Raw genomic sequence first — 23,793 nt, forward strand, 5'->3', positions numbered from 1 at the left:
AGAACTTAATGAAGCTACTTATAAAACATCATCTTTTAGTAATACTCCTTTTCTTAGGCGTAATTAATCTCACTTTTGCACAGGCGGTAAATAATACGCCTCGTATAGATTCTCTTACTTTAGAATATCAAAAGAACCTTAATTCTAATCCGCAAGTAGCAAAAAAAGCAGCTACAGAATGGCTTAAAGAAAGTAGGAAGTTAAAAATTGATATTCAAGAAGTTAGTGCGCTTTATGCTTTAGGAAACTTAAGTAACATTACTGGAGATTACAAAAACACCATTAAGTATACAAATGAAGCTATTTCTTTACTTCATAAATTAAATATAGAAAAAGGTTTAGCAGCTTGTTATAATATTATGGCATCTGCTTATAAAAACTTAGGAGAATACCCGAAAGCTATTGATAACTTTATGCAATGTTTAAGTTATTCAGAAAAAACAAATAATAAAGCGCAAGAGGCAAATGCTTATCAAAATATTGCAACCCTTTATTTACTTCAAAAAGAATATAAAAAATCTGCAGAAAATTTAGATAGAGCAGCCAATATTTACAGAGAACTAGGTGATGATGATGGTGTTTTAACAACTTTATTTAATTTTGCTAATATTTTAAAAGAAGAGGGGAAGTTTGACCAAGCTCGCAAGCATTATAAAACAATTTTAGACTATAGAGAAAGAGAAGGAAATAAAGCAGTTATTGCTTATGTAAACATTAATCTTTCTCAAATGTTGGTAGAAGAAGAACGTTGTGAAGCTGCTGTAATTGCTTTAAAGAAAACATTAAGGCTTTTAAAAGAGCTAAAATTTCATTCTGATATTGCTATTGTTTTAAACGATTTGGGGTTATGTGAAGCTAAATTAGGTCATAAAAAAGAAGCTATTAATTACTTTAAAGAAGCATTGGCAATTGGAGATGTGCAATCTTTATCCGTTTACAAATCTGATATTTACAAGAATTTAGCACAACTTTATGAAGAAGAAAAAAACTTTGAAAAAGCTTTAGAATTTTATCAAAAAGGAGTTGCTACCGTTGCAGATCAAAATACATTAGATAAAGAAAAATATGTAGCGAAAATTCAAGAAGGGTATGAAACACAATTAAAAGAAGCTAGAATTCAGCTTTTAGAAAAGGAACAAAAAATAAGTGAAGTTGAGTTACAAAAAGTAGAATTAACTGTTAAAAGACAACGTATTGTTAGAAATGCTTTTATAGCTGGTTTTGTACTTGTAGTAATCATTTTAATTATACTTAGATTATCTTACGTTAAACGTTTACGCATTCAGAAAGAATTGAATTTACAACAAGAAGAAAATGCAAAACAAAAAATTACAGATATGATGAAGGATCATAAATTATCTGTAATAGAACGTTATCAAGAAGGGCAAGATGAAGAACGTTCTAGATTAGCACGTGAAATTCATGATGGAATTGGAAGTGATTTGGCGGGTATAAAAATAGCTTTTGAACATTTTACAGAAAATAGTAAAGAGGAGTTACAATCTAAAAGAATTGCAAATGCTATAAATAATGCTTGTGTAGATGTGCGTAGTCTTTCTCATCAATTACATCCGCTTTCTTTTTCTAAAATAGGATTTACTAGCTTTTTAACTGATTTTATTGATCAAATAACAAAGAAATCTAAACTAGATATTCAAACCTATTTCTTCCCGGAAGAAGATATAGATAAATTACCAGCAGCACTTTTAGCAGATGCTTATAGAATTGTACAAGAATTATTAAATAACATTCTAAAACATGCAGAAGCAACAAGTGCAGATGTACAATTAACCAAACATGAAGACCATTTAAATATTGTAATTACAGATAATGGTAAAGGGTTTGTAAAGAATAAAAAACAAGGAATTGGGCTACGTAATATTAAAGAACGTTTACAAAAAATAAATGGATCTTTAGATATAGATAGCAGTTCTAATCATGGAACTTCTATTACAATAGACATTCCAACAACATAAATATTGTGAAAAAAACAAACATTATTATCGCAGACGATCACCTTATGTTTTTAGAAGGCATAAACACCATATTAAGTGATATGGAAGAAATTGGTGAAATACATATAGCAACAGAAGGTAAACAAGTAATTCGATTGTTAAGTCAGTTTGAAGTTGGCTTAATTATTAGTGATATTAGCATGCCAAAAATGGACGGTATTGAGTTACTTACCGAAATAAAGAAAAAGCATAGTAAGGTAAAAATTATTATGTTAAGCATGTTAGATAACCATAGAACGGTACATAAAGTAATACAAAAAGGTGCTGATGGTTTTGTTCCAAAATTTACAAGTAAAGACGAATTGCAAAAAGCGGTACGAACTGTTTTAGGTAACGAACAATATTTTTCTAAATTGATAAAAGAACGTTATATGGAAAGCGTTTTTAAACGTAAAAAATATAAAAATATAGAAATTTCTCCTCGAGAAAAAGAAGTATTAGCGCTTTTATCAGAAGAGTTAACGTCTAAAGAAATTTCTGAAAAATTGTTTATTTCTGTAAATACGGTAGAAACGCATCGAAAAAATATCCTTTTAAAAACAGGCTCTAAAACAACAACCGGAGCTGTAAAATACGCCATAGAATCTGGTTTATTTGATTAATAAAAAAAGAGGCTTTACAATATGTAAAGCCTCTTTTTTTTCTAAAAATTGACGGAAAAATCATTATTTAGTTATAATTCCTTCTTTTTCTACTGTTTCTACAATTTGTCTTAATTCTTTTACATAAGAGCTTTTATCATTTTCTTCTGTTAGTAATTCTCCGCGATAAATAAACTTAGAGTCCAAATCAAAAAAGACAATATAAATTCCTGTTTGTGGATTTTTCCATTTTCCTTTTCCTTCATTTACAATTCTCTTATCCTCTAAATACTGAATCCAAGCTCCTTTAGATAAAGAAGATTTATCCATATAAATTTTGCTATGTTTAGTAATTTTAAAATAAGGATATGGTGTTGCTAATTTAGTTTGTATATTTTTTGTAATCATTGTTTTTAAAATATCAAAATCAGTCACTTTTTTAGATAACACCATTGGTTTTACTTGCCATTTGCTATCATCAATATCTAATGGAATTATCATAAAACCATTTGGATGTTTCGCTGTTTTAACAAGTAAACTAAATTGAAAACCAGTGTTTAACTCATTATAAGATTGATTTAATCGATCCATAAAACGTATTATTACATTTTCTAATTCATTAGGTTTTAGATCTCTCTTAAAATTTAATTCAATGTTTTTTGTAGAAAAAATTATTTCAGGAATTTCATTTTTAAAATCGGCTATAACCGCTTGTCTTGTTTTATATTGTTTTAATGCGTCTTGATATAAATCATCAAAAGTTATTAATTCTGATGTTGGATACATCGGCAAAGTGTCATTTTCTAGGATTTCTTTTACATTGATGTGTGTATAAAACTCAATTTCTGGAATGTCTTTATCATAAATTAAGACACTAAACATATTAGGGTCCATTGTTGCTGCATTAAAAAAACGATTTAGATCACTAAAAACAAGTTTGCCATTATATTCCCTTTGTAAATAGGTTTCTAAATTACTAGAAGCTTTCTTTTTAGAAATTCCGATATAATTAGAACAACCTACAACGATTAGTATTAAAATTATTAAACAAATTATTGACATAATTGTAATTTTCATATACTGTTATTTTATAAAATAAATGTAGACGAATCTATTGGTAAAGCACTCACGGAATTCAGTGAGTTTTTAGTTTCACTTAATGATGGTACAAATTTAAGAATCTCTTCTAATATCTTTGAAATATTACAGAAATGAAAAAAAGGCATCATGAAATTAGAAGAAAAAAAAGCGGCGAAATTAATAGAAGACCAATATTTAGGAGCTTATCAGAAAGAAGTAAATGAGATTGTAGGTAAAGAAATCCCTATTAATATTAATTGGGATACTTTTGAAATATACTTTATTAAATTTGTGCCAAGTATCTGTTTACAACGCCTTACAGATGGTTTAAAAGAAGTTTGTAAAAACGATAAGTTAAGAGAAGTTATTGCAGCAAATATAAACGCAATAGAAATATATTGTGTACCTAATGAAGATGCGGAAACTAAAAAAGAATTAAAATTAGGTGGTGGTGTATTTTCTTTAACAGCATGTTGGGGCGGTCATCAAAGTGGTTATTATACAGACTTAGATATTACCGAATATTTAGAAAGTAATTTATAGATGTGCTAATTATTTTTTTATGTTTTAAATAGGATTTATAAATTGAATAAGAAGGCCTTTTAGATGTAGATCTTAAAGGCCTTTTAGATAATTATACTATAGATTTCTTAATTCATTTTTACATCATTAAAAACAACACCTGATAAAATTCCACTAAAATAAGTACCTTGAGACTGTACGTTATTTTCTGAAAAAGATTGATTGTAATTATGGATGATAGCATCATCAAAAACAAAATTAATTACAGGTTCATCTTGGTTTTGGTGATAAATTTTTAAACTACCAGACCATTCACCTGGTTTACGAGATAACCATTCTAAAAAGAAAGTACAAATATCATTATTCATTGCTCCAGATATATTTACATCTAAACCTCTGTCTTGTTCTTCGTTTGGATAGAAAGTAGAAGATAAATTATAATCACATTGCGATAGCTTAAATAACTTTTCTGTATGTTCGTCTTTTTTAATTCTTAACTCTATACGCTGAATTACATTTAATTCTTTCATATTATAATTGTTTTTTTATTTAATACAAAGTTGAAGGAATTAACTTAAATATTTCTAACTGTTTTCAGTGATATTTATAATCAACAATAAGAAGTGTGAATAGAGTGTTGTGCATATGCTTTTTTACAAAACTTAACTTTTAACTGCTATAAAAGCATCACCTTATTTATTACTAAATCTTCTTACATGTAGTTTTGTTTAATCAAAACAAATAATTGTTAAACATTTTGTATATTTACACAAAAAATAGAGATGTTCGGAATATTTAAAAAGAAAACAGAAGTACAAAAATTACAAAGTAAATATGAAAACCTTATGAAGGAAGCTTATTCTTTGTCTACTTCGGATAGAAAAAAGAGTGATAAAAAGACATGTGAGGCAGAAGAAGTGATGAAACAATTAATAGCTCTTAAGGCATAGATTTTATAAAGATATGAAAGAAGATAAAAAACCAGACAATGTAGTTTTTAATACAGAAACTCAAAAGTATGATGCATCGCTGAAACCATATGCAACTTCTGTTGGTGCTCCGGTAATAACAACTTCTGATAGTATTGCTTGGAAAAATAGAAGTATTAATAAGGTGAATCATAAAATGAAGTCGAAGTATTTAGAGTTAAAAGCTGAATATGAAGATATGATGAAGGAGTATGAGTATAATAAAATGATTTTTGATGCGGAATTTACTTTTGAACCTATTCTTGGAGAAATATATCATTTGTACAAAAGAGATAACGAAGAAACTTTTTTATCAATTGTAGCTCCAAATGAATGTCGTTTTAATTCTTTAGGTAGTTTTTATTTAAGTGCAGATCAAATTTGGAAAAAGGTATAAGATGAAATTAGAAACAAAACAATTTACAGAAAGAGAATTAGATCGTATTATAGAGATGGCTTGGGAAGATAGAACTCCTTTTGAAGCTATTGAATTCCAATTCGGATTACCAGAAAAGCAAGTAATACTTGTAATGAGAGGTAATTTAAAAGAATCAAGTTTTAAACGTTGGCGTAAACGAGTACATAGTGGTGTAAGTCAAAAACACTTAAAAAAACGCAATCCAAGTATTACACGTTTTAAGTGTTCTCGTCAAAAAGCAATTTCGGGTAATAGAATTAGTAAACGTTAATAAGAGGGAGATAACAAGGTTATTACTTTCCATATTTTATAAGGATAAAAATAAAATAATATCTAAAAAAAACTCGTGTTTACATCGAGGTCATTTATTTAAATACCTATTGAAAAAACAACCTATAAATATTGTTTGGTTAAAACGAGATATTCGTTCACAAGATCACGAACCTTTGCATAAAGCGGAGAAATCAGGTGTTCCGTACAAAATAATTTATGTGTTTGAACCTTCAATTATTGAATATCCAGATACCAGTCCAAGACATTTAAAGTTTATTTATAATTCTATTAAAGCTTTAAACAATACCCTTAAACCTTTTAACAGAAATGTAAGTGTTTTTTATGCGGAAGCGATGGAGGTATATCATCATTTGAATGAAGAATTTAATATACAAAATGTTTTTAGTTATCAAGAAAGTGGAATTCAAATAACTTGGCAACGTGATAAAACAGTTAGCTCTTTCTTTAATCAAAATAAAATAGTTTGGCAAGAATTTCAGCGTGACGGTATTTTACGAGGTATTAAAAATAGAGATAATTGGAATAAGCAATGGCATATCACCATGCATACTCCGGTAATTCAAAATAGGTATTCAATTTCTAAAGAAGCAGCGCTGAAACATCCTTTTTTGTTACCTGAAGCATTGGAAAAAGCATGGAAAGAATATCCAAAACAATTTCAACCTGCAGGAGAACGAAATGCTTGGCGTTATTTAAAATCGTTTGCAGCAGAAAGAGGCAAAAATTACCAAAAGCATATTTCAAAACCAACAGAAAGTAGGGTCTCTTGTAGTAGATTATCACCATATCTTGCTTGGGGAAATATTACAATAAAGCAAGCTTTTCAGTTTGTAGGTACGCATCCTAATGGAACAAAAAACGATAAAGCATTTTCTGCAATGTTAACACGTTTGCACTGGCATTGTCATTTTATTCAAAAGTTTGAGGTAGCATGCAGTTATGAAACGGCATGTATAAATAAAGGTTATGAATTATTAGCACATCAAAAGAATGAAACATTTATTAAAGCATGGAAAACAGGAATGACAGGTGTGCCTTTAGTTGATGCTTGTATGCGTGCCGTTGAACAAACAGGATGGATTAATTTTAGAATGCGAGCAATGGTAGTTTCATTTTTAACACTCAATTTAGACCAAGATTGGCGAGATGGAGCCTACCATTTGGCAAGGCAATTTTTAGATTATGACCCAGGGATACATTATCCGCAGTTTCAAATGCAAGCAGGCACTACAGGTATTAATACCGTACGTTTATATAATCCTGTAAAGAATTCTCAAGAACATGACCCTGAGGGAGTCTTTATCAAAAAATGGATTCCAGAATTAACAAATGTTCCAGTAGCATACATTCACGAACCTTGGAAAATGACAATCATGGAGCAAACGTTTTGTGGAGTTATAATTGGTGAAAATTATCCATTACCCATTGTTAATTTGCAAGAAAGTGCGCAATTGGCTCGAGATAAAATATGGGGACATAAAAAGCATCCTGCAGTAGAAAAAGAAAAGAATCGCATTTTAAATATGCACGTAAATAGAAAATAATGATTTACAATAAACAAGATATAGAAGGATTTGACCGTGTTACTAAATTAAAAATCATTAATTCGGTTACAGGTATAAAGCCAGCAAACCTTATAGGTACTATAAATAATAAAGGCCAAAGTAATTTAGCTATTTTTAGTTCTATAGTTCATTTAGGTAGTAGTCCTGCATTGTTAGGTTTTATTACAAGACCACAAACAGCAGAAGTAGGGCATACGTATGCTAATATTAAAGAGAATAAAGTCTATACAATCAATCATATCCATCAAGGTTTTATAAAAAATGCGCATTATACATCAGCAAAGTTTGATACAATCACGTCTGAATTTAAACGCTGTAATCTTACTGAAGAATATATGGAAGATTTTAAGGCGCCATTTGTAAAAGAAAGTAACTTTAAAATAGGAATGCGCTTTGTAGAAGCTATTGATATAAAACATAACGGCACCAAATTAATTATAGGAGAAATAGAACAGTTAATTTTTCCAGATGATGCTATCGTAGATGGTGATATTGATTTAGAAGCTACCGAAAGTATTGGTATTTCTGGCTTAAATAGTTATTATTCCCTAAAAAAGATAGCAAAGCATCCTTATGTAAGAATAGGTGAAGTTCCTGAATTATAAGAATGAAAAAACAACATCTTCCTGAAAAAATATGTATCGTTTGTGAACGACCATTTGCATGGCGTAAAAAATGGGAAAAGAATTGGGAAGCTGTAAAGTATTGTAGTGAACGTTGTAGAAGAAATAAATGAAAACAATCAATTTAATATTTCCGCATCAATTATTTGAAGAATCTCCAATTTTTCAAGTAGATGCACCTGTCTATTTAATAGAAGAATATTTATTTTTTAAGGAGTATTCTTTTCATAAACAGAAAATAGCATTTCATAGAGCTACCATGAAACGGTATGCTGATTTTCTTCAGAAAGAAAAAAATATTGATGTACATTATATTGAAGCAATAACAGATACTTCCGATATTAGAGAATTGATTCCTGCTTTAAAGCAAAAAGGAATTGAACATATTAACTATATAGACCCAACAGATAATTGGCTTCATAAAAGAATAGAGAAAGTGTGCTTAGAACATAATATAACTTCTACAATTTATGATTCTCCTCTGTTTTTAAACTCAAAAGAAGAGTTGCAAGTTTTCTTTAGAAAGGATAAAAAGAAATACCATCAAACAACTTTTTATACCGATCAAAGAAAAAAACGTAATATTCTTTTAGAACCCGATGGAAAACCAACAGGAGGAAAATGGACTTTTGATACCGAAAACCGAAAGAAATATCCAGCTAAAAAAACACCACCGTCAATTCAGTTTCCTAATGTTGATGCATATTTTAAAGAAGCACAGCAGTATGTGAATACTCATTTTTCAAAGAATTTAGGGGATTTAACAAATTACGCTTTATATCCAACTGATTTTAAAACGAGTAAAAATTGGTTACATCAGTTTTTTGAACAGCGCTTTATTGAGTTTGGGGTGTATGAAGATGCTATTGTTGCTGAAAATTCAATATTAAATCATAGCGTGTTAACACCAATGCTTAATGTTAGTTTTATAACGCCTAAATATATAGTTGATGCTTGTTTGTTATTTGCAGAAGAAAATAATATTCCTATTAATTCTACAGAAGGGTTTATAAGGCAAATTATCGGATGGCGAGAATTTATAAGAGGTATTTACGAAGCGAGAGGAAGTGAAGAAAGGACTACCAATTTTTGGAAATTTACGAAGAAGATTCCGAAATCGTTTTACGACGGAACTACAGGTATTCCACCAATTGATCAGACGATTAAAAAAGTATTAAAAACAGGATATTGTAATCATATAGAACGTTTAATGGTATTAGGTAATTTTATGATGTTATGTGAATTTGATCCAGATGAGGTATACAAATGGTTTATGGAATTATTTATAGATGCTTATGATTGGGTAATGGTGACTAATATTTACGGAATGAGTCAGTTTGCAGATGGAGGTTTAATAGCTACGAAGCCTTATATAAGTGGTAGTAATTATCTTATGAAAATGAGTAACTATAAAAAGGGAGAATGGCAAGCAACTTGGGATGGTCTTTTTTGGCGTTTTATGAATACACATCGTGATTTATTTTTGTCGAACCCAAGATTAGGGATGTTAGTGCGTGTGTTTGATAAAATGCCTTTAGAAAAACAAGAATTACATATTAAAAATTCTGAGAGGTATCTTTTAAAACTTTAAAAAAGTCATATAGAGAAAGGAAAAAATATTGCTTATAATAGTAATAGTTATATTGGTATAGGTTTATTTTTTTTATGTTTTTGTTTTTTTAAGGAATGCTAAATAAATATACTCAAAAACTTAATTTTAAAAAAAAAAATATGGAACAATTAGTTATTTTTGATAGTAATACAAATCGTAATGCTGATAATTGGAAAATTATTAATGATGCCGTAATGGGAGGGAAGTCATATGGATTATTTTCTTTAAAAGAAAATGGTAATTGTGTTTTTAGTGGAACTGTGTCTTTAGAAAATAATGGCGGATTTTCTTTGTTGAGGAATCGTTTTGATAAAATAGTACCGAACAAATATTCTAAAGTTATTATCAGAATTAAAGGAGACGGAAAAAGATATCAATTTAGAATAAGAAGTAAAGTAACAGATGATCATGTTTATATTGCTTTTTTTGAAACGTCTAATGAATGGGAAGATATTGAAATATTGTTATCAGATATGTATCCTACCTTTAGAGGTAATAAATTACAAAAACCAAATTATAGTAAAGAGAGTCTAGAAGAATTAGCTTTTTTAATTGGAAATAAAAAGGCTGAAGGTTTTAAGTTAGAAATAGAGGCTGTTATTTTAGAATAATAACAGCCTTATTTTTTATCGTTTTGTTGAGGTTCAATTATATTTTAAACGATACAATACCGCAATCCATTTCAAATATTTGACCAGAAAAAGAAGCTGCATTGTCAGATAATAAGAATTCAGCGGTTGCAGCTACTTCCTTGGGATTTAAAAATCTTTTTAAAGGATGTCTTTCTGTTATTTTTTCAATCATTTTATCATTTCTTAATAATTTAGAAGACAATTCTGTATCTGTTATGGTTGGTGCAATTGCATTAACTCTAATTGTTGGAGCCAATTCAGCACCTAATGATTTTACCAAACCTTCTACCGCAGATTTAGAGGTTGCAATACTTGCGTGAAATGGCATTCCTAACTTAGAGGCAACAGTGCTAAATAATAATATGGATGGATTAATTCCTTTTTTTAATTGTGGTAAATATTTTTGAATCGCTTTTACGGCTCCTAAAACATTAATTTCAAAATCGTCTCTAAAATCACTTAATTTTAATCTAGAGATAGGTTTTAAATTAATACTACCAGGGCAATAAACAAGACTGTCAACATTAGCCAAATCTGGTAATTCGTCAGTAAGTATATCGCAATTAAAATGTGTTAAATTAGGGTGTTCATCTTCGGGTTTTGTTCTACTTATATTTATAACCTTGTTTTTATCCAAAAGTGAATTTACTATTTCGTGGCCAATACCTTTGCTTCCGCCTATTATTAATATATTTTTCATTATTTCTTTTTTTAAATAAATACGTATAAATTATTCTTGTATTACAACAAAAATACATAATTTTGTTTAATACTTTTTATTAAAAGTTAAACAAAATAAAAATATGAAGAAAGAAGATTATAAAATACATATTATTGGTGCGGGTATTAGTGGTTTAATAGCAGCTACTGTACTTGAACAAAATGGGTATTCTCCTACGATCATAGAAGTTACAGATAGTGTTGGAGGAAGGGTGAAAACAGATTTGATAGATGGTTATCAATTAGATCATGGTTTTCAAGTCTTACTTACAGCGTATCCTGCAGCTCAAAAATATCTTGATTTTAAATCTTTAGAATTACAATATTTTTTACCAGGTGCCACTATTTTTAAAAACGGTACGCAAACCACTTTAGGAGATCCTTTTAGAGATATATCGTTACTTTTTTCAACTTTATTTTCTGGTATAGGCAATTTTTCTGATAAAATTAAAATATTAAAACTGAATAAGAAGCTGAAGCAAAAAACGATGTCAGAAATATTTTCTTGCAAAGAGCAATCTACATGGTCATATTTAGAAGAGTTTGGTTTTTCTTTTAGGATGATAAATGATTTCTTTACCCCATTTTTTAGCGGGATTTTTCTTGAAAACAAATTAGAGACATCTAGTAGAATGTTTGAATTTGTCTATAAAATGTTTCAGGAAGGTTATGCTGCTTTACCCAAAAAGGGTATTGGAGAAATTCCTAATCAATTATATAGAAACTTAAAGAGAACTACTTTTAAGTTTGATACTAAAGTAGTTTCAATAAAAGAAAGGAAAATAACTTTGGATAATAATACAATATTAGAAAGTAATTTTATAATATTGGCTACAGAAGCGCATGGTTTAATTCCTAATATGAAACATCAAAAAATGGCATGGAGCTCTTGCGATACATTCTATTTTGAAATCGAAACTCGAACTATTAAAAAACCTTTAATCGGTCTTATTCCTAAAAAAGGCACTTTGATAAATAACATTTTTTATCATACAAGTTTAAAAACAACTAAGCATTCAAATAAAGAATTACTTTCTGTTACTGTGGTTGACAATCAAAATTTATCAAAGAAGGTACTTCTTGAGCGTGTACAAATAGAATTAAAGAAATATTGCAATATTGATGTTGTAAGATTTATAAATCAATATAGTATACCTTTTGCTTTACCAAAATTAAGCAATTTAAAATACGAAATGGCACCATTAGAAACAAGATTAACGCGAGGAGTTTTTTTGGCCGGAGACACATTATTAAACGGTTCGTTAAATGCGGCTATCATTTCCGGAGAAAAAGCTGCACTAGGAGTTATAGAAACGATATCAAACATGCCTTAATATTTATATCTGTGATAATTTTATTAACCACGTTTAATCTTTTAACTACAATATTTAGACTTAAATGTTATCAACTTTATATCTAAATTGAAGTACCCTTGTTTGATAACTTGCTGAATATTAATCTATTATAATCAATCTATCAAGGTTTTTGATGGAGTTCAAAAAAGACTGATTTAAAATATAATAATAATAAAATATAGCAATTACAAAGAAAATTTCTTTTGATTTTATAGTTGATTATTTGGTTTTAACGTTTTCGTTTTTAATAAAATTATGGTCATAAAGCCTAATGGAAGTACAATTAATAGCCAACCAGTTATGCCGCAAATCAATTCAAAAAATAAACGCTTTATGGTATCTAAAAAAGAGACATTAAAAGCTGTTTTAATTTCTTCTACTGTTAATAAAGTATGATTGGTATTCATAATGCTTTCACCAATATGTATAAACGGTAAGAATAACATAAACTGTAATGGAGTTGCTATAAAGTTTACTACAATCATAATTGGTAAATTCAATTTAAATTTAATTGAAACATATGTGAGTATTATAGTTGTTATACCATAAAAAGGAATAATAGTAATAAGAAGACTAATGATAATTGCTTTTAATATCGATTTCCAATGCAACCCTTGTTGAAAAGGTGCTTTAATTTTTTGAAAGATCTTTTTAAAATTTAATTGCATTGTAAAAATTTTAGTATTGTTTTATTATATAGACTTGATTATTTAGATTACTTACACTTTTTAATAAAAAAAAAACCAAGATAAAATACGATACCTTGGTTTTAATTATAATTAATAATACGACCTTCTTAGGAAGTTATTAATAATTTGCTTCAACAGTTACTTCCACAGTTTTAGAAATGTTTGTTGAAGGTTTTCCTTTTTCAAAAGCCACTTCATAATCTGCCAATGTAATATTGAATTTAGAAGTAAGATTAATTTTACCTTCAGCTATTGTAAATTTTACATTTTCAGTTATTGGTTTACTAACACCGTTAATAGTTAAGTTGCCTTTTACTTTGGCAGTATAAGTACCATTTTTACTAAACTTTATAGCTTCAACATTAACTACTTTTCCTATTAATTTTGCTTTAGGATTTGCTTTTGTATTTAAAAATTTTTTACTGTTAAAATGTTTTTGCATTAAAGATTTTTCAAATTCAAAACTTTGCATTGGTACAGAAAATACAATATCACCAGTACTTGGATCTATGGTGCTTACGGCTTTATAATTATTGGCTTCAATATCTTCTGCTGGTGTTGTAGAGAAAAATTTCATGTGGGTATTAGCACTTACTTGTTTTTGAGCAAATGCAGTTAAAGAAATGGCTATTACTGCGACGATTGTTAAAAATGATTTTTTCATGTTATTAGAATTTAATTTTAATTATTATTTGTTTGAATTATTTTGTAGTTACTCTTAATTTATTTTGTGATAACATCACACTTTTCAAGTATCACGTTTTCGTACATATCTAAATCAGCATCAAATGCTGCTCCAGATCGTATTACACCTTTTACGGTGATTTTGTCACCAATTTTAATGTTTAAAGTATGTGAGTTAGTTTCTGCTGTGAATGTGCAGCTTACACCTGCTTTATCTGAGTCAGATTTTAATAGAACAACTTTTTGTTTATTGAAGTCTTCAGAAATTTTAGCAACAATACCTTTAATTTCAAGCACTTTAGAGTTGCCTTCTTCGTCTAAGTATTTATTGTTTGCTTTTTGTGAATCTGTTAGATATTCATTTACAATTTCACTTGCATTATAGCTGAAATCTGTAGTAGTGTTTTGAACATCTCTGTGAGGTTGAAAGAATAGTACTGCAGCTATTATACCTGCAATTACAATTCCTAGACCTAAGGCGATAATTATTTTTTTCTTAATACTCATTTTATATCCTATTTTTTGGGTTACAATAGAATAGACTCTGAGTTTTAATTTACTGACAAAAAAATTTTAAAAATTATTGTTTTTTTATTTTTTCGAGGATTTTAGATTTCCTATCTGCTGAGAGTTGAACTTTGTTATGAGGCTGTTTTTGGTTATATAACTTATCTACAGCTTCGTCTAAAAATTTTGAATGGTCTTCATAAGCTTTGCATGTTTTGCAAATAGATTTGTGCAATTTTAATTTCGTTTTTTCTATTACCGATAATTTAGAAAACGTTTTTTTATCTATTAACTCAACTGTCTTTTTACAAGAGTTGGTTAATTTATTCAATATTTTGGGTATTGTATTCTTCATTTAATTATCTCTTTATCAAGCCCAATTAGTTTCTAAACACTCTTTTAGCAAAAGTTTGGCTCTGTGTATTATCTGCCAATAATTAGACACAGTTACACCCAAATCCTGACAAATTTCATCGGTCTTTTTACCCGTTAAATATTTTGAAGTGATGGCAATATTCCACTTTTTCGGTAAACCACTAATGCAATTTGCAAAAACTCCATTAAAATTTTCATTATCTAATAAATGTTCCTCATTATCCCAAATTGGGTCTACTTTTCTATCTTTCCAACTATTGGTTTCATCAAATAAGTCATCGGATAATTGAAAACCTTCTTTTTCAGAAATTTTAAATTCATGCTTTTTAATTTTAGCATTTTTTCGATAAAAGTCTATAATTTTGTTATTTAAAATAGTAAATAACCATGTTTTAGGTTGGCTATTTCCTTTAAAACTATCTATTTTATGATAAGCAGACATAAAGGTGTCTTGCACTAAATCTTCAGCAATTTCTTTTGCAGAAGTTTTATATAATGCCCAAGAATATAATGTGTCACTATATTCATTAACCCAATTTTCAAAAATAATTTTAGGCTTTTCTGTTTCAACTTCCATTAAAATATTGGTTAGTACTATTTATAAATCAAATATACTATTTTAAATTTATAGGTAAAGGTATCTAATTTTCAGCTAAATAAAATTAGTGTGGTTTACAAAGTAAAATGCTATAAATACATTTACATTTTAAAATTGGTCTAACGGAAAGTAATTTCATTCTGTTAGTTAAGTAATGAAACCATATTTAAGATATATGGCAAACAAAATCCTACTAAAGGAAGCTAAAAGATAACACATCTATTTCCCGATACAAAAGTTCCCAAAAATATGCCCTAAAATATCTTTATCAACATCATATTCACCGGTAATATTACCAAGGTGACGCAAACACTCTCTAATATCGATAGAAAACAAATCAGTAGAAATTTCTAAGTCGATACCTTCTTGCACAGAAGAAATAGCGATTAAAGCATTGTTCAGCGCCTCAAAATGACGCGAATTGGTAACAATCGTTTCATTGTTACTCAAAGCTCCAATATTAACCAAAGAAGTCAATTCATTTTTAAGCTCTTCAATACCTGTTTTATTTTTAGCGGAAAGTAGAATTAAATTATCAATTTCAGACTGTAAAATAGACGAATCAGAACAAGATAATGTATCAACTTTGTTAGCAATCACTAATAAGCGCTTGTTAGGGAAGCGTGTTTTTATAGTTTCTATTTCTTCTAAAAACTCTTCACTAGCATACGCGTATTTATTGGAGTCAATTAAGAAAATAATCAATTGGGCATTCTCTGCTTTCTCGTACGTTTTTTTAATCCCGATACTTTCTACAACATCTTCTGTTTCTCTAATTCCTGCAGTATCAATAAACCTAAAAGCAACACCATCAATAATCATTTCATCTTCAATAGCATCACGTGTTGTACCAGCAATATCAGAAACAATGGCTTTTTCTTCGTTTAAAAGTGTATTTAATAAAGTAGATTTTCCTACGTTTGGTTCCCCAATAATAGCAACCGGAATTCCGTTTTTCATGGCGTTTCCAAAAGAAAAGCTATCAATTAAACGCTTTAGAACAAAAGTGATTTTAGCAACCAATTCTTTAAACTTCGTTCTATCAGCAAATTCTACATCTTCACCAGAAAAATCGAGTTCTAACTCAATTAAAGCAGCAAAATCTAACAACTGAACACGTAAGTCTTTCAATTCATTGGTAATTCCTCCTCGCATTTGTTGAATTGCCATTTGGTGACTAGCAGCGGAGTTAGAAGCAATAACATCGGCAACAGCTTCTGCCTGACTTAAATCTATCTTACCGTTTAAAAAAGCACGCATGGTAAATTCACCATTATCAGCCATTCTACAACCATTCTGTAAAAATAACTGAATAATTTCTTGCTGAATAAAGCTAGAACCATGACAAGAAATTTCAACTACATTCTCTCCTGTATAAGAATTAGGATTCTTAAAAACAGATACTAAAACTTCATCAATAAGGATTTCGTTTTGTACAATATGCCCTAAATGAATGGTATGTGTTTTCTGGTTTTTCAGTGTTTTACCTTTTTTAATCGATCTAAAAAAAGAATCAACAATAGTAATGGCATTTTCGCCAGAAAGTCTAATCACAGAAATTGCACCAACACCAGCAGGAGTTGCCAAAGCAATAATAGTATCGTTTTTAATCATATTGCAAAAATACACAAGATTTTACAGAAAAATAAAAAGCTCAACACAAAATGTGCTAAGCTTTTTAAGTAATTGGGGGAATAAAGTTTATAGGTTTAAGATTGCTCTTTATCAACAATATTCTTGATGTCTAACCTTTGATTTGGTAATATTTCTAATGTTCTCATAGGGAACGGGATACTAATATTTTCTTTATCAAAAGCTTGCTTAATTTTTATAATAGCGTCGCTCTTGGCTTTTAGTTTTTCTAATGCATTTGTAGAATCTATCCAAAATCTACATAAAAAATTAATAGAACTGTCTCCAAATTCAGTGAAGTAAAATTCTACATTTTTACCCAATTCATTCTGACTAAAATTAGAGCCAATCACTTCTTTTGTTAAAGCTTGCACTTTTTCTAAATCCGCACCATATTCTACACCACATTCTATAGAAATTCTCATTTTGGTAGTTAAAGAATAGTTTTTAAAAGGGCTTTCTAAAATAGTTTTATTGGGTATAACTACCATATTATTATCTGCCTCTTTAATAACAAAGTAATTTAAATTAATATCTATTACTTCGCCAGAATAGCCATTGGTCTCTACCCAGTTACCAATATTTAAGTTTTGCCTAAAGGATAAAACAACACCAGAAATGGTATTAGACAATGTACCTTGCAGTGCCAAACCAATTACAATACCAGACACACCAGCAGCAGAAATAATGGCTTTTAGGGTGTCATCAAATTTTAATACGGTCATTGCCAAATATAGACCTACTAAAATAGTTAGGGCAGAGGCAAATCTAGAAACTAAATCTCTAACAGATTTTTGTCTTATTTTTTTTCCTATCGTTTTGTTTACAATAGAATTCATTCCTCTTGAAGCAAAATAGGCTACAAATAGTACAACTACTGCAATAGCAATATTGGGAATATTTTTGATAAAGACATCTTTCCAGATCTCTAGTTTTTCAGTTATTTTATCCATTTTTTAATTAAGTGATGAAATTATTTTGAAGTAATGTAAGCTAATTTTATTATTCTACAAAACTACTGTCCAATACGTCACTCGTGTTTTTAGACCATGCATTCAACATCCAAGAAGATTTTTCTAGCTCTCTAATGTATGCTCCAATTAAATCTGCCGTACCTTCATCTTCGACCTCATTGGCTTTCTTTATTACTTTAGAAAGTTGTGTTAAAATTATATTTTGATCGTTTTTTAAAATGTTTACCATTTCAACATCTGTTAATAGTGGACTAGATTCTTTAACGTTAGAAACTTCTATGTAATCAGACAATTTACTAATTGGGTGGTATTTTAAGGTGACTATTCTTTCTGCAATATCATCAATTTTAAGTTTTGTATCATTATACATGTCTTCAAATTGATTGTGTAATTCAAAAAAGTTTTTACCTAAAACATTCCAATGAAAATTTCTTAATTTCTGATAATAAACTTGGTAATCTGCCAACAGTACATTTAATTCTGATACTACTGGTAATGCTTTGTCTTTGTCAATATTTAAGTAATTCATAATATATGTTTTTAAGTTCCATACAAAATTACAATCAATGCATAGTTTGTCTTTGCTCAAATAGAATACATATTAACTCAAATACTTTTTTATAAAATAACAACTCAAAACATGTAACAAAACAAACTTTTTTAAGTCTAATAAGTACACAACTAAAACTTTATATATAAAAATGAAAGAAGATAAACAGCTATTAGTACTTACCCATTTAAGTCAATTATTAGATTTTGTAACCGGCATTGGAGGCTTTATAGTTCCTTTAATTTTATGGATCACAAAAAAGGATGAAATCTTTGGAATGGATGCACACGGAAAAGCAATTCTTAATTTTAGAATCTCTATGTTTATTTATATCTTAATTTGTATTCCCTTAATTTTTCTTTTCGGATTAGGAATTTTAGGGTTCATTGTAATCGGGATTTTCTATTTAATTTTTCCAATTATAAATGCCATAAAAGTAAGTAATAATGAAGCTCCAAATTATCCTTTGAGCATTACATTTATAAAATAGAAAAAGAAGAAATTTGCTTATTAAAATCGTCCATTTTTAGGACGATTTTTTTTGTTGTAAATATGATTCCTAAGTTGGGCGTTCCCTAAAAAGGTCAGGCTTTACACTATATCTTTTTGTAAAAACAAAAAGGATGCCGTTCCAATCCTTAACGCAAACAAATTATAGACTATAAGAAAAATTGATAGTTATCTTTTTAATAGTTGTTTTTATTTTTATGGTTTTTAAAATCAATAAGTTAGGTGTTATTTGTTTAAGTTTTAATTTAACTTTATTTTTATTAATTTATAGTTGTTTTTTATCACAGTAATTACATTGTGAAAGACAATACTATCGATAAAAAAACCATTTAAATCACAAAATAAGAAGTAATTATTTGAGTAAAAGTTTGAAAATATATAAGATTAAATGTTCTTTATAATGTCTTCATATTCGTAAAAAAAGAGCTCGAATTTAGGCATGGTTTCCATGTAAAATTCAAAACAATCTCTCCAAGAATTTTTATTATAAACGCTAAATTTTCCTTCAAAAGGAACATAAATTCTATGAATTATTTTACCACTTTCTAGCTCAAATTCATCGTTAAAAATAACCTCTGGTAATTCTGTTTCTAGCAACGTTTTTAAAGATAACATTTGGTCGTAATACAGCAGGTTTACCAATTCATCTGGGTGCTCAATGTCTAAACAAACCATAGCTTGTTTTCTTTCGGCAACAAATTTAAAAGAGAAACCTTTAATTTTAGTGTTGTATAATAACCATTTTCTAGGGAAAGATTTCCCAAAACTAGTCCAAAAATCTTTTCGTAAAAGTGCTGATTCTTCTTTAGAGAACATTTGTTATTTTTTATTCGGTGTAAATATGTGGACCTTTTCTGTGCTAAACCCAGTAGAAAACCAGGTTCTATAATATAAAAGATCTGTATTAAAATTAGTAGCAATAAGATTGGCAATTGCTTCTAATTTGGTGTTGTTAAAATCAGAATTCGATTTATCAATGTTTAAAACAATTCCAAAATTATGCTCTTTAGGTACATTATCATCCCATTCGTTTAAGACTCCAACTTTATAGGGTTTGCTTATATGATAATCAATTCCGTTACAATTAACTTCTGCGCTTTCTATTTCATCTTCAGAAATAAAAGTCATTTTTGGTAATGATAAAACCGAACTAAATTGCTTACAAAATTCTTTTAAACTCACATCTATAAAAGCAGAAAAATGTTCAATTTTAGAAATATTATCTATATCCATATCTAGTGTTTATCCGTGTATTTTAGCTGTATTACCACGTTCTTTCATTAATTCTGCTTCAAAAGCTAGTAAAGCATTCCATTTTTCGTTAACAATCTCTTTGTCTTGATATTGACGTGCAAACTGTAAAAAAGTAGTATAATGTCCTGCTTCAGAAATCATTAAGTTATTGTAGAATTTAGACAATTCTTCATCTTCCATGTTTTCAGAAAAGACTTTAAAACGCTCGCAACTTCTTGCTTCAATTAGGGCAGCAACTAACAAACGCTGAATTAAAGCATCGGTTCTGTCTCCAGTCTTTTTAAAGAATTTTTGCAATCGGATAGCATAATCATTCTTTTGCTCACGTCCCAAAACCATTCCGCGTTTTACCATTAATAAATGCACCATTTTAAAGTGTTGCATTTCTTCAATAGCAATATTGCTCATTTCCTTTACCAACTCTGTCTCTTCAGAATAATTAATAATAATAGAAACGGCATTAGAAGCTGCTTTTTGCTCTAAAAATGCATGATCTGTAAGTATTTGCTGTAAATTGTCTTTGGCTATTTCTGCCCAAGAAGTTTCGGTTTCAAATTGTAATCCTAACATACTTTTATATTTTTTTGTAATCTAAAGCTCAAATAAGCTAGAGATTTAATTTTTTAGCATTTACAAAGGTTTTCTATCTACTTTAAAAATAGGGCAAGCATTTGTATTATAATTAGGTAATACGGTTGCTATAATAACCTGTTTTACAAAATAGTGTACCTTCAAAAAAAATTGAACGTCAAAAATAGTGCAATTTTCATTAAAAAGTACCTTACATTTTTTATTTACTTGTGGTGTGCTATGTTTAAAAATATTCGTTTTGTAAATGTATTTCGTTAGAAATCAATAAAAGTTGTCTTCAAACAAAAGAATTATAGAGGAGATAGGTAAAAAGCTGCTTTTAATTTAACTTAATTTGTTATATTTTTTTTCAGTTATTAAACTTACTATAGTCATATCTAACGCTGTAGAGAGTTATTAGATTAATAAATAGGTTTAGGTTGCATTCAACCAGACTTTTTATATGTTTTTAACTAAATGCTATCCAATTAACTACTTAGCTTTAATGCTTTAACTTCAAAATTAATTATTGCATCTATTTTTAAAGGTTTTTAAATCTACATATTCGTTTTTAAAGCCATTAGTTCATATACTTCTATGCTGAATAATAAGTTTAAATTTTTGAGAAAACGTAGCCTTATTTGTAATTTTATAAACTTTATGTAAAAAAGAGATATATAGTTTCATTTATCTGTAGAATAATGTAAAATTTAGATATAATAAAAAACTGCATATTTTATTTTTATGATAGGCAAACATTCTTATTTTTACATTTAATAGAACGATTGATATATGATAGAATTAGCAGGTATAATTATTTTAGGAATATTAGCACAATGGGTAGCATGGAAATTTAAAATCCCAGCAATATTACCTTTAATTTTAATTGGTTTACTAGTAGGACCAATTGCTGCAGAGTTTTTAAGTGAAGATGGAACAAAGTGGATAGAGCCAGTCTGGAATGGGAAAAAAGGTCTTTTTCCTGGAGATAGTTTGTACTACTTTGTGTCTTTAGCTATTAGTATTATCCTTTTTGAAGGTGGCTTAACCTTAAAAAGAAGTGAAATTAAAAATGTAGGACCCGTAATTACAAAACTAATAACAATAGGTTCTACCATTACTTTTTTTGGGGCAGGAATGGTAGCGCATTATGTTTTTGATTTAAGCTGGGAGCTTTCTTTTCTATTTTCGGGTTTAATTATTGTTACAGGACCTACTGTAATCACGCCAATTTTAAGAAACATTCCTCTAAAAAAAGATATTTCTACGGTTTTAAAGTGGGAAGGAATTTTAATAGATCCAATAGGTGCTTTAGTGGCTGTATTGGTTTTTGAGTTTATTAGTGTAGGTGGTGGAAGTGGTTTTACTAAAACTGCCTTATTGGAGTTTGGTAAAATATTACTTTTCGGAACCACTTTTGGGTTTACGTTTGCACATGCTTTAGCGTATGCTATCAATAAAAAAATGATACCGCATTACTTATTAAATGTAGTCTCTTTATCTACCGTTTTACTGGTGTTTATAGAGTCGGAAGTTTTTGCACATGAATCTGGTTTATTGGCAGTTGTGGTGATGGGAATGGTTTTAGGAAACGGAAAATTAAGCAACTTAAAAGAATTGCTTTATTTTAAAGAATCTTTAAGTGTTTTGTTAATTTCCATCCTATTTATTTTATTGGCTGCAAATATTAACATGGAAGATTTGCTGTTGTTATATACCTGGAAAACAGTAACGCTTTTTGCTGCTGTTGTCTTTGTAATAAGGCCTTTAGCTGTTTTTGTAAGTACTAGAAATTCTAAATTAAAATTCAATGAAAAACTATTTATCAGTTGGGTAGGACCTCGTGGAATTGTAGCGGCAGGTATTGCGTCTTTATTTGGGAGTAAGCTATTAAAACAAGGAGTAGAAGGAGCAGAGTATATTACCCCTTTGGTTTTTATGATTGTTTTAGGTACTGTTTTATTTAATGCCACTACAGCAAGGTTGTTTGCCAAAATGGTGGGTGTTTTTCTAAAAAGATCCGATGCTATTTTAATTATTGGAGCCTCTAGTCCTGCAAGGTTAATTGCAAAATATTTAAAAGACAATGACAAAAGGGTTATTTTGATAGACTCTAATAAAAACTTTATTCAAAAATCATTAAAGGCAGGTATAGAAGCTATTGAAATAGATATTTACAACCAAGACTTAACGGATAATATTGAGTTAAATGATGTAGGTTATCTTATTGCTATGACGGGTAGTGAAGCGGTAAACAAATATGCTATAGAAAGTTTTTCTAATAATTTTGGAGAACAAGGTTCGTATCGATTGGCAACTTCCGAAGAAATAAAAAATCCAAATTTAAGTATAGAGCAACAACAAATATTATTCAATCCAAAAGGTGATTATATTAATTTAAGTGAAGCTTTTAGAGAGAATCCTAAAATTTATGAAGTAGAAATTAATACAGAAGAAGAATACAAAACAATGGTTTCTAGGTTGTTTAATGAATTTAAATCGGTGCTTTTATTTATCAGAAAAGATGATAAATTATACCTAATCCCTGAATTTGAAAAAACAGAATTAACCAAAGAGGATTGTACTTTAATTTACTTAGGTAAAAATGTGTAATAATTTAGTGAAAACAATTTGCTTAACTATAAACACTAATTAAATGAAAGCGCACAATTTTTTTCAGAGCTTGTCGAAGGATTTTATTTTAATTCTTAATTCTATAAGTACTAAAGTTTTTGTTTAAGTAGTTGTTTGTAAGTGTTAATATATTAGTATTTTATTGTTTTTTTTAAAATTTAATAAAGATATTTACTTAGCTAAAAATGCTAAACCAATATACTCACGATGTCCTCTTGAGTCTGTCGAAGGGTGCAGTTTAAGACGCTTAAAACCGCCCAGTTTTCACTTATTAGAATACTATTTAATAAAAGACAAAAACTCAAACAAAATAACTAGCTTCAATTTCTTTAGTATCTTTTATTATTTTAGAAGTATATTTTACAACTCTAAAATTTTAAGAGCATTTCTAGTCTTTAGTTTCCTTTCTTTTAATTGATCATCAAAAAACA

At 28.7% G+C, this 23,793-nt stretch carries 28 protein-coding genes; 14 read left to right on the plus strand and 14 right to left on the minus strand.

What is annotated here, in order from left to right; genetic code table 11:
* The first annotated feature begins 8 nt into the window (after positions 1-8).
* Together H0I28_RS03880 and H0I28_RS03885 are read left to right on the plus strand one after the other, a co-directional pair.
* Positions 9-1,976: a tetratricopeptide repeat protein gene (locus H0I28_RS03880; RefSeq protein ID WP_218760595.1), complete on the plus strand. Its 1,968-nt coding sequence runs from the start codon at positions 9-11 to the stop codon at positions 1,974-1,976.
* A 5-nt stretch (positions 1,977-1,981) separates the two neighbouring features.
* Positions 1,982-2,617, plus strand: coding sequence for a response regulator transcription factor (locus H0I28_RS03885; RefSeq protein ID WP_218733545.1), 636 nt, complete (start codon positions 1,982-1,984; stop codon positions 2,615-2,617).
* Positions 2,618-2,680: 63 nt separating this feature from the next.
* On the opposite strand, the gene H0I28_RS03890 is transcribed toward H0I28_RS03885, so the two are convergent.
* Positions 2,681-3,673: a hypothetical protein gene (locus H0I28_RS03890; protein ID WP_218760597.1), complete on the minus strand. Its 993-nt coding sequence runs from the start codon at positions 3,671-3,673 to the stop codon at positions 2,681-2,683.
* Between the two features lie 150 nt (positions 3,674-3,823).
* On the opposite strand from H0I28_RS03890, the gene H0I28_RS03895 reads away from it, so the two are divergent.
* Positions 3,824-4,219 (plus strand): hypothetical protein, encoded by a 396-nt coding sequence (locus H0I28_RS03895; protein WP_218760599.1) that lies wholly within the window; start codon positions 3,824-3,826, stop codon positions 4,217-4,219.
* Between the two features lie 107 nt (positions 4,220-4,326).
* Here the strand turns inward: H0I28_RS03895 and H0I28_RS03900 are convergent, their stop codons facing one another.
* Positions 4,327-4,728 carry a hypothetical protein gene (locus H0I28_RS03900; protein ID WP_218733550.1) on the minus strand — a complete coding sequence of 134 codons (402 nt, stop codon included), beginning with the start codon at positions 4,726-4,728 and terminating at the stop codon, positions 4,327-4,329.
* Between the two features lie 252 nt (positions 4,729-4,980).
* Between H0I28_RS03900 and H0I28_RS03905 the strand changes: the two genes are divergently transcribed.
* From H0I28_RS03905 to H0I28_RS03940, 8 genes are all read left to right on the plus strand, one after another.
* A complete protein-coding gene (locus tag H0I28_RS03905) occupies positions 4,981-5,148 on the plus strand; it encodes a Lacal_2735 family protein (RefSeq protein WP_218733552.1) in 168 nt (55 codons plus the stop codon).
* Between the two features lie 13 nt (positions 5,149-5,161).
* Complete coding sequence (locus H0I28_RS03910) at positions 5,162-5,563, plus strand: DUF2452 domain-containing protein (protein ID WP_218760601.1); 402 nt, start codon at positions 5,162-5,164, stop codon at positions 5,561-5,563.
* A 1-nt stretch (position 5,564) separates the two neighbouring features.
* Entirely contained in the window at positions 5,565-5,855 is a 291-nt protein-coding gene (locus tag H0I28_RS03915) for a TIGR03643 family protein (RefSeq protein ID WP_218760603.1), read from the plus strand.
* 109 nt (positions 5,856-5,964) lie between these two features.
* On the plus strand, positions 5,965-7,422 hold the full coding sequence (locus tag H0I28_RS03920; protein ID WP_218760605.1) for a cryptochrome/deoxyribodipyrimidine photo-lyase family protein: 1,458 nt from the start codon (positions 5,965-5,967) through the stop codon (positions 7,420-7,422).
* A complete protein-coding gene (locus H0I28_RS03925) occupies positions 7,422-8,048 on the plus strand; it encodes a flavin reductase family protein (protein WP_218760606.1) in 627 nt (208 codons plus the stop codon). Before H0I28_RS03920 ends, H0I28_RS03925 begins: the two co-directional genes overlap by 1 nt.
* 2 nt (positions 8,049-8,050) lie before the next feature.
* Entirely contained in the window at positions 8,051-8,179 is a 129-nt protein-coding gene (locus tag H0I28_RS03930; protein ID WP_218760607.1) for a DUF2256 domain-containing protein, read from the plus strand.
* Positions 8,176-9,657 carry a cryptochrome/photolyase family protein gene (locus H0I28_RS03935; RefSeq protein WP_218760608.1) on the plus strand — a complete coding sequence of 494 codons (1,482 nt, stop codon included), beginning with the start codon at positions 8,176-8,178 and terminating at the stop codon, positions 9,655-9,657. Before H0I28_RS03930 ends, H0I28_RS03935 begins: the two co-directional genes overlap by 4 nt.
* A gap of 140 nt (positions 9,658-9,797) precedes the next feature.
* Entirely contained in the window at positions 9,798-10,289 is a 492-nt protein-coding gene (locus H0I28_RS03940) for a CIA30 family protein (RefSeq protein ID WP_218760609.1), read from the plus strand.
* 37 nt (positions 10,290-10,326) lie between these two features.
* On the opposite strand, the gene H0I28_RS03945 is transcribed toward H0I28_RS03940, so the two are convergent.
* Positions 10,327-11,010 carry an SDR family NAD(P)-dependent oxidoreductase gene (locus H0I28_RS03945; protein WP_218760610.1) on the minus strand — a complete coding sequence of 228 codons (684 nt, stop codon included), beginning with the start codon at positions 11,008-11,010 and terminating at the stop codon, positions 10,327-10,329.
* Positions 11,011-11,113: 103 nt separating this feature from the next.
* Between H0I28_RS03945 and H0I28_RS03950 the strand changes: the two genes are divergently transcribed.
* Positions 11,114-12,364, plus strand: a complete 1,251-nt coding sequence (locus tag H0I28_RS03950; protein ID WP_218760611.1) for an FAD-dependent oxidoreductase — start codon at positions 11,114-11,116, stop codon at positions 12,362-12,364.
* 230 nt (positions 12,365-12,594) lie between these two features.
* On the opposite strand, the gene H0I28_RS03955 is transcribed toward H0I28_RS03950, so the two are convergent.
* The 8 genes from H0I28_RS03955 to H0I28_RS03990 form a co-directional block, all read right to left on the minus strand.
* Positions 12,595-13,053: a DUF2062 domain-containing protein gene (locus H0I28_RS03955; RefSeq protein WP_218760612.1), complete on the minus strand. Its 459-nt coding sequence runs from the start codon at positions 13,051-13,053 to the stop codon at positions 12,595-12,597.
* Between the two features lie 139 nt (positions 13,054-13,192).
* Positions 13,193-13,738, minus strand: coding sequence for a YceI family protein (locus H0I28_RS03960; protein ID WP_218733573.1), 546 nt, complete (start codon positions 13,736-13,738; stop codon positions 13,193-13,195).
* 59 nt (positions 13,739-13,797) lie between these two features.
* Positions 13,798-14,265: an OB-fold putative lipoprotein gene (locus tag H0I28_RS03965; RefSeq protein ID WP_218760613.1), complete on the minus strand. Its 468-nt coding sequence runs from the start codon at positions 14,263-14,265 to the stop codon at positions 13,798-13,800.
* A 73-nt stretch (positions 14,266-14,338) separates the two neighbouring features.
* Positions 14,339-14,620 carry a hypothetical protein gene (locus H0I28_RS03970; protein WP_218760614.1) on the minus strand — a complete coding sequence of 94 codons (282 nt, stop codon included), beginning with the start codon at positions 14,618-14,620 and terminating at the stop codon, positions 14,339-14,341.
* Between the two features lie 15 nt (positions 14,621-14,635).
* The gene (locus H0I28_RS03975; protein WP_218760615.1) at positions 14,636-15,217 is read right to left on the minus strand and encodes a sigma-70 family RNA polymerase sigma factor; all 582 of its coding nucleotides are present in this window, start codon (positions 15,215-15,217) and stop codon (positions 14,636-14,638) included.
* A gap of 240 nt (positions 15,218-15,457) precedes the next feature.
* Entirely contained in the window at positions 15,458-16,852 is a 1,395-nt protein-coding gene (mnmE, locus tag H0I28_RS03980) for a tRNA uridine-5-carboxymethylaminomethyl(34) synthesis GTPase MnmE (RefSeq protein WP_218760617.1), read from the minus strand.
* A 95-nt stretch (positions 16,853-16,947) separates the two neighbouring features.
* Complete coding sequence (locus H0I28_RS03985) at positions 16,948-17,823, minus strand: mechanosensitive ion channel family protein (RefSeq protein WP_218733582.1); 876 nt, start codon at positions 17,821-17,823, stop codon at positions 16,948-16,950.
* Between the two features lie 49 nt (positions 17,824-17,872).
* Complete coding sequence (locus H0I28_RS03990) at positions 17,873-18,373, minus strand: Dps family protein (protein WP_218733584.1); 501 nt, start codon at positions 18,371-18,373, stop codon at positions 17,873-17,875.
* 172 nt (positions 18,374-18,545) lie between these two features.
* On the opposite strand from H0I28_RS03990, the gene H0I28_RS03995 reads away from it, so the two are divergent.
* Positions 18,546-18,884: a DUF4870 domain-containing protein gene (locus H0I28_RS03995; RefSeq protein ID WP_218752986.1), complete on the plus strand. Its 339-nt coding sequence runs from the start codon at positions 18,546-18,548 to the stop codon at positions 18,882-18,884.
* 404 nt (positions 18,885-19,288) lie between these two features.
* Here the strand turns inward: H0I28_RS03995 and H0I28_RS04000 are convergent, their stop codons facing one another.
* The 3 genes from H0I28_RS04000 to H0I28_RS04010 are packed head-to-tail and all read right to left on the minus strand — an operon-like array spanning position 19,289 to position 20,728.
* Positions 19,289-19,720, minus strand: coding sequence for a DUF4268 domain-containing protein (locus tag H0I28_RS04000; protein WP_218733588.1), 432 nt, complete (start codon positions 19,718-19,720; stop codon positions 19,289-19,291).
* Positions 19,721-19,723: 3 nt separating this feature from the next.
* Complete coding sequence (locus H0I28_RS04005) at positions 19,724-20,137, minus strand: hypothetical protein (RefSeq protein WP_218760619.1); 414 nt, start codon at positions 20,135-20,137, stop codon at positions 19,724-19,726.
* Positions 20,138-20,146: 9 nt separating this feature from the next.
* Positions 20,147-20,728: a tRNA-(ms[2]io[6]A)-hydroxylase gene (locus H0I28_RS04010; protein WP_165731051.1), complete on the minus strand. Its 582-nt coding sequence runs from the start codon at positions 20,726-20,728 to the stop codon at positions 20,147-20,149.
* Positions 20,729-21,520: 792 nt separating this feature from the next.
* Here H0I28_RS04010 and H0I28_RS04015 point away from each other — a divergent pair.
* On the plus strand, positions 21,521-23,341 hold the full coding sequence (locus tag H0I28_RS04015; protein WP_218760620.1) for a sodium:proton antiporter: 1,821 nt from the start codon (positions 21,521-21,523) through the stop codon (positions 23,339-23,341).
* Positions 23,342-23,793: the final 452 nt, after the last annotated feature.

This window comes from Polaribacter sp. AHE13PA, assembly GCF_019278505.1.
In the GTDB taxonomy this organism is placed as follows: Bacteria; Bacteroidota; Bacteroidia; order Flavobacteriales; family Flavobacteriaceae; genus Polaribacter.